The following is a 14,002-nucleotide window of genomic DNA, read 5'->3' as shown; positions in this document are numbered from 1 at the left end:
ATGACCTCCTCGTATCCCGCCGCCCTGCCCCTGCTGCTCGGCATCGTCGTCGCCGCCGTGGCGGCCATCGGTCTCCTCGGATACGGCTTCCCGGCGATCGGCCGGGGGGCCGTGGCGGGCGGCGGCGCGGCGCTCGCCGGAGCCTTCGCCGCGGTCGCCTACGTCTGGGGCCTGGTGTCGCTCTTCCTCGACGAGAGCGGCACCGCCCAGGCCTGCCAGGACGCAGACCCCGCGCTGTACGGGCAGGTGAGCGAGTACCGCGTGTCCTACCTGCCACCCGCCCTCGACTGCCGCCTGTCGTCAGGTGGTTCCTACGCGGCGGCCGTCCCGGACTTCATCACACCCGTGATGACGGTCTGTGCGGTGATCGCGGTGACGCTCGCCCTGATCGCCGTCGCCGAACGCCGCCACACCACCGCATCCGAGCATCCCGAGAAGAGGACCACGTGAGCGCCACTCCCGCCTCCCCGCTGTCCCGCAGAGGCCTTCTACTGCGTGCCGCCGCCGTCGCCACCGCCGCGGTAGCGCTCCCGCAGTCACAGGCGCTGGCCTCCGCGGCATACGCCGCCGAACCCAGGGACTACACCTTCCCCAAGGCCGTCCGCGACGGCGTCGCACGGGCCGAGGCCCGTAACGAGCGGCTCCTCACCGGAACCCGCTCGGCCAACGGCTGGGCCATGGAGATCGCCGCCGACCAGGGCGGATCGATCGCCTCCCGGCCCGTGCCGGGCACTGCGGTGACGGACCTCCAGGTCCGGCTAGGCGCTCCCGAGACCGTCCTGGTCCACCTCGTCCGCCGCTTCCACTATGAGATCGCCGAGCTCCAGCCCGGCGAGGCCATGGGCTGGGCGGCCCCGAAGGGGCTCCGGGGGCCCGCCCGCAACCTGGCCTCCGGCACCGCCGTCCGCATCCGGCCCGGCCACTACCCGCCCGGCACCAAGGGCGGCTACTTCCCCCTGGAACTCGCGGTTCTCCGCGACATCCTCGCCGAACTCGACGGCGTGGTCCGCTGGGGCGGTGACGACCGCGCCGTCGACGAAGCCCTCTTCTACCTTGCCGTCGGTCCCGACGACACCCGCCTGGCAGCCGTAGCCGAACGCCTCCGCGTCGGCGAGGCCACCTCCGGTCAGGGCGCCGGCACCCTCGTGGACGTCCACGACAAGCGCCGCCGCTCAGCCGCCGAGGCTCTCGCGCGCCGCCAGCGGAACGCGGCCTGACGCCGCTTCGCGCGCAGCCCCCGGTAGTACTCGATGGATCGTCAAGGAGAAGACAGTGAAAAAGTCTCTCCGTCGTGGCAGCAGCGGTGGTCGCGATGGGGGCGTTCGTGACCCCTGCCGCCCATGCCAACACGGAGAGCATCGCGCATCCCACCCGTGGAAGCGCTGCGTCGCTGATGCCGGTGGCGTGGTCCGGACGTGGTGGAGAACCCCGTGGCGACTCTGCAGGTGTGAGACAGCCCTCCTCGGGCTGTCGATCTGGTGCCCGATCGACCCGGTCGGGGCGGCAGCCGGAGACGGCCGGGGCCGCCACCCCCCACAGGAGAGGCCCCGGCCGTCGCGCGGCACGGGCCGCGCGGCGACCCGTACTTCCTACAGCGCCTCGGGTGCGTTTTCTGTCACACCCCGCCGTGTCACGGCTTAGTTGCATCTCGGGCGGACGTGGACGGCGAGTGGTTTCAGGTCGTAACGTCGCCTTCGCGCCAACGCGCAGGCGGCAAGACCACCGCAACCACCTGCGGTTCTTGTGACCGCGACCACCAATTGAGCAACCACGACGGCGAGAACCCGGTCCGCGAGAGCGGCGCCGGTCGAGGCGCAGAAGGGCGCGCGGTGCTGGGGGACGACGCGGAGCTGACCGCCGCGGTGCGTGCGGCACAGGACGGAGATGAGACCGCGTTCCGGACTGTGTACCGAGCCGTGCACCCACGGCTGCTCGGATACGTACGGACGCTGGTCGGCGACCCCGACGCCGAGGACGTGACCTCCGAGGCGTGGCTGCAGATAGCCCGTGACCTGGAGCGGTTCACCGGCGACGCGGACCGGTTCCGCGGCTGGGCCGCCCGTATCGCCCGCAATCGCGCGCTGGACCACATACGCATGCGCGGGCGCAGGCCCGCGATCGGCGGGGACGAGACCGAACTGACCGGTCGGGCCGCCGAGTCCGACACGGCCGGCGAGGCCATCGAGGCGCTCTGCACCGACGGCGCGTTCTCCCTGATCTCCCGGCTGCCCCAGGACCAGGCCGAGGCGGTCGTGCTCCGCGTGGTCGTGGGGCTCGACGCGAAGACCGCCGCCGAGACGCTCGGCAAGCGCCCGGGCGCCGTCCGCACGGCGGCCCACCGGGGCCTGAAGCGGCTCGCCGAGCTGCTCGGCGACGACCCGCAGGCCGATCCGGAATCGGCCGGGGTGCTCGACGCCCTGCCGCCCCAGCGAGAACCGTGCGGCGGTGCGGTGACGTCCGCAGGAGTGACGCACAGCGTCGCGCGGACGCAGAAGGATGTGTGATGGCCGACGAGCAGTACGGGTGGCTGGACCGCGAAACGGCGGAGCGTTTGCTGAGCGGAGAGTCACCGGAAGCTGTCGACGACGCCGATCGACGCAAGGCCGAACACCTCGCCAGGACGCTCGGCGCGCTCTCCGCCACACCCCCGCTGACCAGCGAGGAACTCCCCGGTGAGGCCGCGGCGGTGGCCGCTTTCCGCAAGGTGCGCGAGGAACGCGCCGGCACCGGTGCGGCCGGTGCGGCGAGCGGCGGCCAGGACGCGTCCGCGGGCACCGATGCCCAGCTGGTCCGTCTCGGAACCCCGCTCGGCAGCGGCTCGGCAGCCGTCCGCCGGCCTCGCCGGGCCCGTCCCGCGCGCCTCGCCCTGGCCGCCGCCCTGGCTGTCGGCATGGTCGGCGGGGTCGCCGTGGCGGCCGGAACCGGAGCCCTGAGGGCACCGTTCGGCGGCGACGAACCCCACCCCGGCGCCTCGGTCTCCGCCGCCGTCAGCCCTCCGGAGCGCCCGCTGGTGTCGCCCTCGCCGAGTGACGCCGTACAGGGCGGGTCCGGCCCGGACGACGTCCCGAGCGGTACACCGACGGGCGGGGCCGAGGGCGAGGGCAGGGACGAGGCGCGCGGCGGCGCGACACCGGAGCCCGACCCCGGCGGCCGGGGCGACGGGACCGCCGGTGACCGCGGCGAGATCACCTCCGCCTGCCGCGACCTCCGCGAGGGCAAGCGGCTGGACTCCGGCCGCGGGCGCGCCCTGCGGGACGCGGCGGGCGAGACGCGCGTGGGGAAGTACTGCGAGCGTGTCCTGGCCGGCACCGATCCCCGCTCCGCGGAGCGGAACGACGAGGGCAAGGGGCAGGGACAGAGCAGGGGCAAGGGCCAGGGCAAGAGCCAGGAGCATGGCAAAGGCCAGCGCCAAGGCCACGGCCAGGGCCAGGGGCGGCACCAGGACAAGGACCGGGATCGCGGGCAGGACCGTAAGCAGGACAAGGCCGACCGGAAGACCGGTAAGCGGGCCGCGCGCAAGGGTGACGCCGGGGACGACGCGGACAGTGGCTGGTCCAAGCGTGCGAGTACCCCCCTGCGACCTGCGGTTTCGCACGCGGTGAAGATCTCTTGGCCAAGGGTGTGACGTTTTCGGCTGCCCCGGCGCAGTAAAGAGTGAGCCGACTGGTCATCGGCTTTCGCACAGAGCCGGGGTTCCCCCCGTACCTACGGCTCGTGCACCTGAGCGGGGGGGGGGGGAGGGGGCCCCCCCCCCCCCCCCCCCCCCCCCCCCCCCCCCCCCCCCCCCCCCCCCCCCCCCCGCCCCACCCTCTCCTCCCGGCTCCTCACCAGGACACGACGACCTTGTCGCCGTTGCGGACCCGCGCGTACAGCTCGGCGATCGCCGCCTCGTCCCGGACGTTGACGCAGCCGTGCGAGGCGCCCGCGTAGCCCCGGGCGGCGAAGTCGGGCGAGAAGTGCACGGCCTGGCCGCCGCTGAAGAACATCGCGTAGGGCATGGGCGAGTCGTAGAGCGTCGAGACGTGGTCGCGGGACTTCCAGTAGACGGAGAAGACACCCTCCCGGGTCGGTGTGTACTCCGAGCCGAAGCGGACGGCCATCGTCGACAGGGTCCGCCCGTCGATCATCCAGCGCAGGGTCCTGCTGGTCTTGTCGACGCACAGCACGCGGCCGCTCCGGCAGCGCGGGTCCGGCGGGTCGGCCGGCTGGCCGCCCATCAGGTACAGGTCCCACCGGCCCGGCTCGCGGGTCATGCCCAGCAGCCGCTGCCAGGTGACGGTGTCGGTCCTCCCGGTGCGGGGCAGCCCGCGCTTGCCCTGGAAGCCGCTGACCGCCTCGGCGGTCCGCTCGTCGTAGGTCCCCGTCGGTCCTTCGAAGAGCCAGGCGACCTGCCGCAGCCGGGCCTGGAGTTCCCGGACGTCCCGGCCGGTGTCGCCGGGGGACCACAGCACACGGGGCGCGGCGCGGGGCTTGTCGTCGTCACCGGGCGGGGCGGGGGCGGTGCTCGCACTGCCGCCTCCGTCGTCGTAGCCGCCGTCGTCGTCACCGGAGCTGCGGGCCGGGGACGGGGTGCCGTCGGGCATCTCGATGTGCACCGGCGGCCGGCCCTTGCCCTCGCCGCCGGGGGCCTGCACCGTACAGCCGGTCAGCGCGGCCAGTACGGCGACCGCCGCCGCGATCGCTCTCCCCATGCCCCTGGTACGCACACGGCCCCCCAGTCGTCTCACCGGCGTGCCCCGGATGTCACCTGAGATGTTCCCCGGGCGTGACCCGCCGCGAACCACGGGGCATGGTGGTGAGCGAGGTCACTGCTCTGCGGGAGGCAACCCACCATGGCGCGTGAGTCGGAGTCCGGACTGCCCATCGAGCCGGTCTACGGGCCGGAGGCCCTGGAGGGCTGGGACCCGGCGGAGAAGCTGGGGGAGCCCGGGGCGTACCCGTACACCCGCGGCGTGTACCCGTCGATGTACACCGGCCGCCCCTGGACGATGCGCCAGTACGCCGGGTTCGGCACGGCGGCCGAGTCCAACGCCCGCTACCGGCAGCTGATCGCCCATGGCACGACCGGACTGTCGGTCGCCTTCGACCTGCCCACCCAGATGGGCCACGACTCCGACGCCCCGATCGCGCACGGCGAGGTCGGCAAGGTGGGCGTGGCCATCGACTCGATCGACGACATGCGCGTGCTGTTCGGCGGCATCCCGCTGGACCAGGTCTCCACGTCCATGACGATCAACGCCCCCGCGGCCCTGCTGCTGCTCCTCTACCAGCTGGTCGCCGAGGAACAGGGGGTGAGCGCCGGCAGTCTGACCGGCACGATCCAGAACGACGTGCTGAAGGAGTACATCGCGCGGGGTACGTACATCTTCCCGCCGAAGCCGTCCCTGCGGCTGACCGCCGACATCTTCCGGTACTGCCGGGCCGAGGTCCCCAGGTGGAACACGATCTCGATCTCCGGCTACCACATGGCCGAGGCGGGCGCCTCGCCCGCACAGGAGATCGCCTTCACCCTGGCCGACGGCGTCGAGTACGTCCGCACGGCGGTCGCGGCCGGCATGGACGTCGACGACTTCGCCCCGCGCCTGTCGTTCTTCTTCGTCGCCCGGACGACGATCCTGGAGGAGGTCGCCAAGTTCCGTGCCGCGCGCCGGATCTGGGCGCGGGTGATGCGCGAGGAGTTCGGCGCGCAGAACCCCAAGTCGCTGATGCTGCGCTTCCACACGCAGACCGCCGGGGTGCAGCTGACGGCCCAGCAGCCGGAGGTGAACCTGGTCCGGGTCGCCGTGCAGGGCCTGGCGGCGGTGCTGGGCGGCACCCAGTCGCTGCACACCAACTCCTTCGACGAGGCCATCGCGCTGCCCACGGACAAGTCCGCGCGCCTGGCCCTCCGTAGCCAGCAGATCCTCGCCCACGAGACGGACGTGACGGCGACCGTCGACCCCTTCGCGGGCTCCTACGCCGTCGAGAGGATGACGGACGACGTGGAGGCCGCGGCCGTCGAGCTGATGACCAAGGTCGAGGAGCTGGGCGGCGCGGTCGACGCCATCGAGCGCGGCTTCCAGAAGAACGAGATCGAACGCAACGCCTACCGCATCGCCCGGGAGACCGACTCCGGAGAGCGGGTCGTAGTCGGCGTCAACCGCTTCCAGCTGGACGAGGAAGAGCCGTACGAGCCGCTGCGCGTGGACCCCGCCATCGAGGCCCGGCAGGCGGAGCGGCTCGCGAAGCTGCGGGGGGAGCGCGACCAGCCGGCGGTGGACGCGGCCCTGGACGCGCTGAAGAAGGCCGCCGAGGGTGCGGACAACGTCCTGTACCCGATGAAGGACGCGCTGCGGGGCCGTGCCACGGTCGGCGAGGTGTGCAACGCCCTGCGGGAGGTGTGGGGGACATACGTACCGAGCGACGCGTTCTGATCCTCCTGCCGCCCCTGTGCGACACTCGCTCCCATGTTCGGTGTCATCGATCTGCCCACCTACCTGGCGGGCCTCGTCCTGATCGTTCTGCTGCCCGGTCCCAACTCCCTGTACGTCCTGTCCGTCGCAGCCCGGCGCGGTGTGCGGGCCGGGTACACCGCCGCGGCCGGGGTCTGGTGCGGGGACACCGTGCTGATGACGCTGTCGGCGGCCGGGGTCGCGTCCCTGTTGCAGGCCAACGCCGTGCTGTTCGGGATCGTGAAGTACGTCGGGGCCGGCTATCTGGCGTGGCTGGCGCTGGGCATGTTGCGGGCCGCGTGGGGAATGTGGAGGACGCGTGTGGAGCGGTCCGGTACGGAGGCTTCCGCGCCCGCCGGGGAGCGGCCCTTCCGCCGTGCCTTCGTCGTCAGCCTGGTCAACCCCAAGGCGATCCTCTTCTTCGTCGCCTTCTTCGTGCAGTTCGTCGACCCGGGGTACACCTATCCCGCCCTGTCCTTCGTCGTCCTCGGCGCTCTCGCCCAGCTCGCCAGCGTGTTCTACCTCAGCGCGCTGATCTTCGGCGGCACCAGGCTGGCCGCCGCCTTCCGACGCCGCAGGCGTCTGTCGGCGGGGGCGACCTCGGCGGCGGGCGCGTTGTTCCTCGGGTTCGCGGTGAAGTTGTCCCTCGCCAGTGCGTGACTAGAGACCGGAGCGCCCCACGTACTGCCGGCCCGGCAGCGGCTCGGTTGGCCGGTGATGCGGGAACTGTTCCGGTCCGTGGCACGGCCGCTCGGCGCGGACGGCGAGCTCTTCCGAGGGCTGCGGGTACTTGCCCTGGACGGGATGCTGCTGGCCGTGCCCGACTCTGCGGGCAACAACGACAACGGACGTGCCATGACTCGATCCCCTCAGGGAATCGAGCCTCCATCAGACCCGGAGCAGTTCACAGTGCTGCCCTCGGCCATAGCCGTTCCCCACACTCGCATCGACTGTCGTCATGATGCACGCACACAGCACTCGGCCCGCACGAGGGCATCGCGTTAGGAGTTCTTAGCGTGGCACTCTCGGCGGATCGCTCAGCACCGCCCGCAGCCGCGGCGTCAGCGGCTTCTCCACGTATCGGTTCATGAGCCACGCCAGCAGCAGCATCGAGGCCACCGTCAGGGCGAAGGTCTCCGCCGACGCCAGACCCAGGCCGCGGTGCAGGGCGTGGATGACCACCCAGCCGAGGTGCTCGTGTATCAGGTAGAACGGGTATGTCAGCGCCCCCACCACCGTCAGCCAGCGCCAGTTCGCCCAGTTCAGCCACTCCAGTGCGATCACCGCGACCGCCACGAAGCCGAACGTCACCACGAGCACGATGCCGAAGGAGGAGCGGTAGGAGAAGCCGCCCGCGTCGGTTGCGTGCCACAGCCCTCGCACCGCGAAGTGCTGTCCTATCAGCCAGCTCACGGCGACGATGCCCCAGGCGTAGGCGTCCCGCCGGTCGAGGTGCACGAGGTAGAGGCCGACGCCGCCGATGAAGAAGGGGGCGTACTCGGGCATCAGGACGATGTCGAGCAGCGGCATGTCCGCGTTCTGCGCGATCACGGCCGCCAGCGTCCAGACTGCGCAGAACATGATCACTCGGCGGCGGCTCGCGCCGGGCAGCACGACGCACAGCGCGAAAAGCGCATAGAAGCGGATCTCCGCCCACAGCGTCCAGCACACCCCGAGCACCCGGTCCACGCCGAGCGGCATCTGCAGTAGGGTCAGGTTCACCAGCGCGTCGCTTGGTGAGACCGCCTTGTAGGCCACCACCGGCAGCGCGAACACCGCCGTCACGAGCACCACCGCCACCCAGTAGGCGGGCAGCAGCCGGGAGGTGCGGGAGGCGAAGAACGACTTCAGGGGCCGCCCCCAGCCGCTCATGCAGATCACGAATCCGCTGATCACGAAGAAGACCTGGACCCCCAGGCAGCCGTAGGCGAAGTACTCGTGCAGGGTGGGGAACTGCTGCTCGGGCGAGCTGCCCCAGGCCTTGGTGACGTCGCCGTCGCGGCCGCCGTAGTGGTACGCCGCCACCATCAGCGCGGCGATCAGCCGCAGCCCGTCAAGGGCACGCAACCGGGTCTGACGGGGTGGCCGTGCCGGCTCCGGCCGCCTGGTGGTCTCGGGGGCCGGGCGGACGGTCATGCTGGTCACGAAAATCCCCTCGACGGGTCGTCCTGCGGTTCTGCTGCTTCTGTGGGTGTGCCATCAGTCGCCAGTGGGCGCCTCAGCACATTAGTCCGAAACACAGGAACGACGTCGTTGACCGGCGAACGATTCGCCGCCCGACCCCGAGGCGTTCATCTGGACGTCTTTTTCGGTTCAATTCTCCCAACATCTCCGAACCAAAAGGCAGGAGTCGCTGCGTCAGTTTGTCGAGGGTGCAGCCTTTTCCGGGCTGCGCAACCACGGCTCGATCGACAAGGCGTGGGTCAACGAGCCGAGAGCGGGGAAGCTGGCAACCAGCGTACGGCAATCTGACGATCTGTCATAAACCGTTCAGCCCTCCTACACCTAGTAACCGCACGGGCCCCACACTTCTCCATGCACTCCTTCAGGCACGGCGATCAAGGACGTCGTGTTTCTGCTTTCCGAAGGAGCAACGCATGCGAAGACACTCGATACGTCACACGTCGATGGCCCTGGCTATATGCGGCCTGTTCGCGGTGCTGGCCTACCAACCGCGAACGCGGCCCCGACGCCGATCACGGATCCCGGGAAGTCGAGAGCGCTCGCCGCCGAGTCGGGTACCGACCGCACCGGCGGTGTCTACTACGACAAGGCCGGACAACTGGTCGTCGCCGTCACCGACGAAGCCACCGCGCGGGCCGTCCGCGCCGAGGGCGGTGTCGCCAAGATCGTGAAACACAGCACCGCTGCGCTGACCTCCGTCCGCGCCACCCTCGACCAGCGGATCGCCGACACCGACCCGATTCCCAACACCTTCTGGGGCGTCGACCCGAGCACCAACCAGGTGACCGTCGAGATCTTCGACGGTGTGTCCGCCGCCGACGAGAAGCGGCTCATGAACCTCGTCGCCGACTACGGCGACGCGGTGCACGTCGCGAGGGTCCCCGGTGTGATCAGGCCGAACGCTTACGAATCCGTCGGCGGCATCGGCATCTATTAGAAGGACGGCAGCGCGGAGTGCACTCTCGGGTTCAAGCGCGCCGGCGCCGTCAGCGGCGACCTCGTGGGCGAGGTGCTCTCGCCGAGTGAGACCGTCACCTACACCGACGGCACGATCCTGAAGAACATGATCAAGACTTCACTCTGCAGCCTCGGGGGAGACAGCGGCGGTCCGGTGTGGTCGGGGACCTATGCCCTCGGCATCCTGTCCGGGGGCAACACGCCCCCTGACGCGACGTGCAACAGCACCGTGAGCGAGTACCGGTCCTACGCTCAGCCGGTGCACTGGGTGCTGGCGCACCACGGGCTGAGCGCGTTCTGAGCCGATCGCCGCGCCACCGTGGGGGCATGCCGTGGTGGCCGACGGTGGCCAGGCTTGTCAGCCGCGAACGGCGTTCCGGCGTAGTGGGCGACTCAGGCCTTGGCCGGTTTTCGGTTGGGCGCTGTCCGTGATCCTACGGGCTCCGCCCCCGCCTCGCCGTGAGATCAACGGGGTAATCCGATGGTTCCCCCATCCTTTCCTCAGTCGTACGGTCGTTTTTGCTCTGGTTGGCTCAACGGCGAACGGCGTTCTTCAACGCCCGCGCTCGCCGCGCCGCCCGGCGTACCGTCGCGTTGCGCGGGATGAACGCCAGCTGAGCCGGGACCGCGCCTGGCAGCGCCAGCGAGGTGAGACGGCGGCGCTTGAAATAGCGCCAGGTGTGCTGGTTGAGATGCCTGGCCAGGTACTGTTCGGCCGCCGGCCGCAGATCGGGGTAGATCTTCGACTGCATCGCGTAGCCGACGGTCTGGACCAGCTTGGTGAGCATCTCCACATCCATACCGCGCCGTCGCTCGGTGACCGCGGCTCGGTCCCCGAGGTCGGGCAGCAGGGCGTCGACGATGGTCACCGGCACGCGGTTGCTGTTCTCGTATGGCGTCAGCCGCTCCAGGAGCGTGCCCGTGCCGATGCGGGCGACCGGCAGTTCGTACAGCGCCGAGGCGGTGAACAGCGCGGTGGAGAAGCAGCCGACGACCAGCGCGGGCTGCATCCGCTGGTAGAGCACCTCGGCGAGGGCCGGCGTGTCGAGCACCGTGAGGTCCGCGTCCAGCTTCCGGGCCTCCTGCTCCAGCGCCTGCGACCAGCTGGGCGGGGCCGAGGGATGCGGCTTGAACACCACACGGCGGTGGCCGAGTCCGACCGCGCCCCGCAGCATCCGCACATGGAGGTCTTCCTCCTCCTCGGACGTCAGGATGCCGAGCGCGGAGAGGTACTGGCCCAGCATCAGGGCCGGTCCGTCGATCTCCGGCAACTCGCTTCCTGTCTCGCTGAGTTCGGCGAGCACCTTCAGGAATGCGTCCGTCGTCACGATCTGCGGCTCGACCCCGAACTCGGTGAGCAGCAGCGGCTTCAGGCCCGATACCAGATCGAGGTGAAGCACCCGCCGTACGCGGGTGCCGACCAGCGGGTCGATCTTGAAGCGGGTCGGGCCGTAGCTCATCAGCCCGTCCGCGTACACGTCCACGGGGGCGCCGCCGAAGATCTGGCAGATGGCGAGCGAGGGGTTGACCTGGATGGACTCCACCGCCAGCTCCACGCGGTCGTCGCCCAGGTCCCACAGCAGCCGCAGATAGCGTTCGAACAGCAGCTGGTCGTCCGGGCGCGGGGACCAACCGCCCGGATGGAAAGGGGAGATGGCGTCGTTCCAGGACAGGACGCCGTCGAACCGGTCGCGCAGCTGCTCGAAGCCCGGGGACTGGTCGAAGGCCCGGGACAACTCCGGAGCCGCGCTGTTGTTGCTGATCAGCAGCAGGCGCCGGTCCGCGAACCCGAAGCAGTCGGAGTCGATCGCGGCGGCCAGTGTGGCGGCGCCGAAGAGGGTGGACGCGCAGAAGATCTGCGTGGTGCGGCGGGCGCCGCCCGTGGCGGGCATGGTGGTCGCGGTCATCAGGCGGCGGCCTCCCCGGCCGTGGAGGGCCTCCGGCGCAGTCGGCGCAGCTGGGAGGCGCGAGCGTGGTCCATGGAGTTCAGTGTCTCGTTGAGCAGGTCCTGCGGCATACGGCGCAGGGCGGAGGCGCTCAGCGAACGGAGCTTGCGGGCCACCTGTGGCTCGAACTTGTCTATTGTCGCGAGGTGGTGGTTGATGATCGCGCAGTAGGTGCGCACCGCCTTGGGCAGGAACCGGTCGGCGTCGGGGTCCTCGGCGGTCTCCGCCAGAACCCGGTCGAACGAGCGGATGAAGTCGAGCTGCCGCGTGTCTCCGATCTGGGTGAGCGAGGAGGTCACTCCCCGGCGGTAGAAGATGCCGAGCAGGTCCGGCACCGCGAACGACCCGGCCTTGCGGTGCAGCGCCCAGATCCACGGCCGGTCCTCCGCCGTGCGCAAGTCCTCCGGGAAGTGCAGCAGCCCCTCGTCGACCAGCCTTCGGTGGTAGGCGCCTGCCCAGGAGTATGGGTAGTCGACCGGCGTGGAACGTTCCGCTGGCAGGATCACGCTACGGGGCGAGACCACGACGCCGCGCGGACCGAAGGGCACGCGGTGCACCGTGCGCTGCGCGCCCGTGCACCGCACGTGGTCGGTACGGATGAAGTCGCAGCCCAGGGACTCGATACTGGCGAGGAGCTGTGCGAAGTATCCCGGTGCCACCCAGTCGTCGCCGTCGAGGAAGGTCAGGTACTCGCCCCGCGCTGCGTCGATTCCGGTGTTGCGCGCGGCGGACACCCCTTTCTCGTTGCGCCTGATGAGCACCGCACCCGGCAGTTCGCGTTCGGCGCGTTCGAGGATTTCCTTTGTCCCGTCCGTCGAGCAGTCGTCGACGAGAATGAACTCGAAGTCCTCGCGGGCATTTGCACGCAGAGATCTGATGGCGTCCGGGGCGTATTGCTGCACGTTGTAGAACGGCACGATGACGGAGAGCTTGACCACGCGTAAGACGTTATGAGGCCGCCCGGCATTCGTCCTGACGGTCTGGTTGATACCAGGTGAACTCCGCGTGGCAAAGTCATGAATCAGACCTGCCGGCGGGTCGATCAGGCCCGGAATCCCCATTCGGCGATGTGCTGTTAACCGTTTGTTGTGTTCCGGTTGGGCCGGACCTAGAAATGGCTTCCTAGCGTCGGGGACGTGCCAACAAGTGCAACGAAGGCCCTGCGGGTGGCCGTCCTCGCGGATTCCGACACCCGGTGGAAATGGGGCGCGCTCACCGCGAACCGCGTCGCGCCGGAGACCACCGGACGTCCGGACCTGCGTCTGGACGGCTACCTCCTGCGAGGCCGCGCCACCCCCACCCCCCGTCAGCTCCAGGAAGTCGGCGTCCAAGCGGACTCGCTCCGCGAGGTGACCGCCGTCGAGTTCCTGCGCACCATGGCCGAGGAGTCCTACGACGTCCTCGTCCTCGCCCTCGTCGGCGGCGGTGTGCAGGCGATGCTGCACGGCCTGGGGTGCGTCTGGGAGAACCGGACCTCGCGGCCCGTCGTCGTCACCGGCTACGTCGGTGTCGTCTACGAGAAGCTCGCCGACGGCCTGCTGCTGCGGCACGGCGCGGACCTCGTCCTCGCCAACTCCCGCCAGGACGCGGACCGTTTCCGGGCCGTCTACGAGGGAGTGGGCGCCGACGCCTCGTCGGTGACCGAGGTGGCCCTGCCGTTCCTCGGTGGCGCTCCCTACACCGGTGAGCCCGACCCTTCCGCGGAGCAAGGGCGCAGGCCCTACACGGTCGTCTTCGCCGCCCAGCCCTCCGTCCCGGAGAGCCGCAAGGACCGTGCGTACCTGCTCGACCGGCTGGTCCAGCACGCCCGCAGGCACCCCGAGCGCGAGGTACAGCTCAAGCTGCGCTCCAAGCCGGGCGAACACACCACCCACATCGAGGAGTTGCCGTACCAGAAGCTGGTGCAGCGCCTCGATCCGCCGGCCAACTTCCGCCTCGTGTACGGAAACATGGGCGAGGTCCTCGACCGCACCGACCTGCTGGTGACGGTCAGCTCCACGGCCGCCCTGGAGTCGCTGCACCGCCGTGTCCCCACGGCCGTGCTGACCGACCTCGGTATCCGCGAGTCGCTCGGCAACCACCACTTCGTGGGCTCCGGCTGCCTCGCCTCCTGGGACCAGCTCGACGCCGGGCACCGGCCGGTCCCCGACGAGGAGTGGGTCTCCCGGCAGGGCGTCGCGGCGGAAGGCTGCTACGACTCCGCCTTCGACGCGGCCCGCGAACGCATCGCGAAGCTGCTCGGCCGGCCCGGCGGCCTGCCTCCGCTGACCCCGTACTACACACCCGTCACCGCGCCCGGCTACCTGCCCGGGATCCTCGCCCGCCACCACCTCGGCCCGGACGGCACCCCGCTGCCCGGCGCGCCCGCCGCCGGCAAGGAGCCCGGACCGGTCCGGCAGATCGTGCGCCGGGCGGCGCGCGGCGCCTACCGGCACGGCGTGCAGCGCGTGGCGCCCGTCATCCGGCGGATGGGCGAGCTGTGAG

13 protein-coding genes are annotated in these 14,002 nt (G+C 70.7%); 9 read left to right on the top strand and 4 right to left on the bottom strand.

From position 1 onward, the window contains the following. The 4 genes from ACZ5TL_RS27420 to ACZ5TL_RS27405 all read left to right on the top strand — a co-directional run bounded on the left by ACZ5TL_RS27420 (nt 1) and on the right by ACZ5TL_RS27405 (nt 3,625). On the top strand, nt 1–450 hold the full coding sequence (locus tag ACZ5TL_RS27420) for a hypothetical protein (protein ID WP_468593068.1): 450 nt from the start codon (nt 1–3) through the stop codon (nt 448–450). Continuing rightward, nucleotides 447–1,217, top strand: coding sequence for a hypothetical protein (locus tag ACZ5TL_RS27415; protein ID WP_468593067.1), 771 nt, complete (start codon nt 447–449; stop codon nt 1,215–1,217). The genes ACZ5TL_RS27420 and ACZ5TL_RS27415 overlap by 4 nt, the downstream gene beginning before the upstream one ends. A 612-nt stretch (nt 1,218–1,829) precedes the next feature. Then, on the top strand, nt 1,830–2,504 hold the full coding sequence (locus ACZ5TL_RS27410; protein ID WP_468593186.1) for an RNA polymerase sigma factor: 675 nt from the start codon (nt 1,830–1,832) through the stop codon (nt 2,502–2,504). Next, nucleotides 2,504–3,625: a hypothetical protein gene (locus tag ACZ5TL_RS27405; protein ID WP_468593066.1), complete on the top strand. Its 1,122-nt coding sequence runs from the start codon at nt 2,504–2,506 to the stop codon at nt 3,623–3,625. Before ACZ5TL_RS27410 ends, ACZ5TL_RS27405 begins: the two co-directional genes overlap by 1 nt. 199 nt (nt 3,626–3,824) lie before the next feature. Here the strand turns inward: ACZ5TL_RS27405 and ACZ5TL_RS27400 are convergent, their stop codons facing one another. Then, nucleotides 3,825–4,691, bottom strand: a complete 867-nt coding sequence (locus ACZ5TL_RS27400) for a L,D-transpeptidase family protein (protein WP_468593065.1) — start codon at nt 4,689–4,691, stop codon at nt 3,825–3,827. Between the two features lie 141 nt (nt 4,692–4,832). On the opposite strand from ACZ5TL_RS27400, the gene ACZ5TL_RS27395 reads away from it, so the two are divergent. Continuing rightward, nucleotides 4,833–6,413 (top strand): acyl-CoA mutase large subunit family protein, encoded by a 1,581-nt coding sequence (locus ACZ5TL_RS27395; RefSeq protein ID WP_468593064.1) that lies wholly within the window; start codon nt 4,833–4,835, stop codon nt 6,411–6,413. 33 nt (nt 6,414–6,446) lie between these two features. After that, nucleotides 6,447–7,091, top strand: coding sequence for a leucine efflux protein LeuE (gene leuE, locus ACZ5TL_RS27390; protein ID WP_468593063.1), 645 nt, complete (start codon nt 6,447–6,449; stop codon nt 7,089–7,091). Nucleotides 7,092–7,442: 351 nt separating this feature from the next. Here the strand turns inward: leuE and ACZ5TL_RS27385 are convergent, their stop codons facing one another. Further along, a complete protein-coding gene (locus tag ACZ5TL_RS27385) occupies nt 7,443–8,567 on the bottom strand; it encodes an acyltransferase family protein (protein ID WP_468593184.1) in 1,125 nt (374 codons plus the stop codon). Between the two features lie 505 nt (nt 8,568–9,072). On the opposite strand from ACZ5TL_RS27385, the gene ACZ5TL_RS27380 reads away from it, so the two are divergent. Both ACZ5TL_RS27380 and ACZ5TL_RS27375 read left to right on the top strand, forming a co-directional pair. Next, nucleotides 9,073–9,552, top strand: a complete 480-nt coding sequence (locus ACZ5TL_RS27380; RefSeq protein ID WP_468593062.1) for a S1 family peptidase — start codon at nt 9,073–9,075, stop codon at nt 9,550–9,552. A 63-nt stretch (nt 9,553–9,615) separates the two neighbouring features. Further along, nucleotides 9,616–9,873, top strand: coding sequence for a chymotrypsin family serine protease (locus ACZ5TL_RS27375; RefSeq protein ID WP_468593061.1), 258 nt, complete (start codon nt 9,616–9,618; stop codon nt 9,871–9,873). 232 nt (nt 9,874–10,105) lie between these two features. Here ACZ5TL_RS27375 and ACZ5TL_RS27370 read toward each other — a convergent pair whose 3' ends face one another. Then, the gene (locus ACZ5TL_RS27370; RefSeq protein ID WP_468593060.1) at nt 10,106–11,479 is read right to left on the bottom strand and encodes an alpha-2,8-polysialyltransferase family protein; all 1,374 of its coding nucleotides are present in this window, start codon (nt 11,477–11,479) and stop codon (nt 10,106–10,108) included. After that, nucleotides 11,479–12,456: a glycosyltransferase family 2 protein gene (locus ACZ5TL_RS27365; protein ID WP_468593059.1), complete on the bottom strand. Its 978-nt coding sequence runs from the start codon at nt 12,454–12,456 to the stop codon at nt 11,479–11,481. Before ACZ5TL_RS27365 ends, ACZ5TL_RS27370 begins: the two co-directional genes overlap by 1 nt. Nucleotides 12,457–12,654: 198 nt before the next feature. Between ACZ5TL_RS27365 and ACZ5TL_RS27360 the strand changes: the two genes are divergently transcribed. Continuing rightward, complete coding sequence (locus ACZ5TL_RS27360) at nt 12,655–14,001, top strand: DUF6716 putative glycosyltransferase (protein WP_468593058.1); 1,347 nt, start codon at nt 12,655–12,657, stop codon at nt 13,999–14,001. Nucleotide 14,002 lies beyond the last annotated feature (1 nt).

Source organism: Streptomyces sp. NPDC033136, assembly GCF_055578235.1.
The sequence above is the reverse complement of the archived record's forward strand: the minus strand, read 5'-3'. Positions and strand labels throughout refer to the sequence as shown.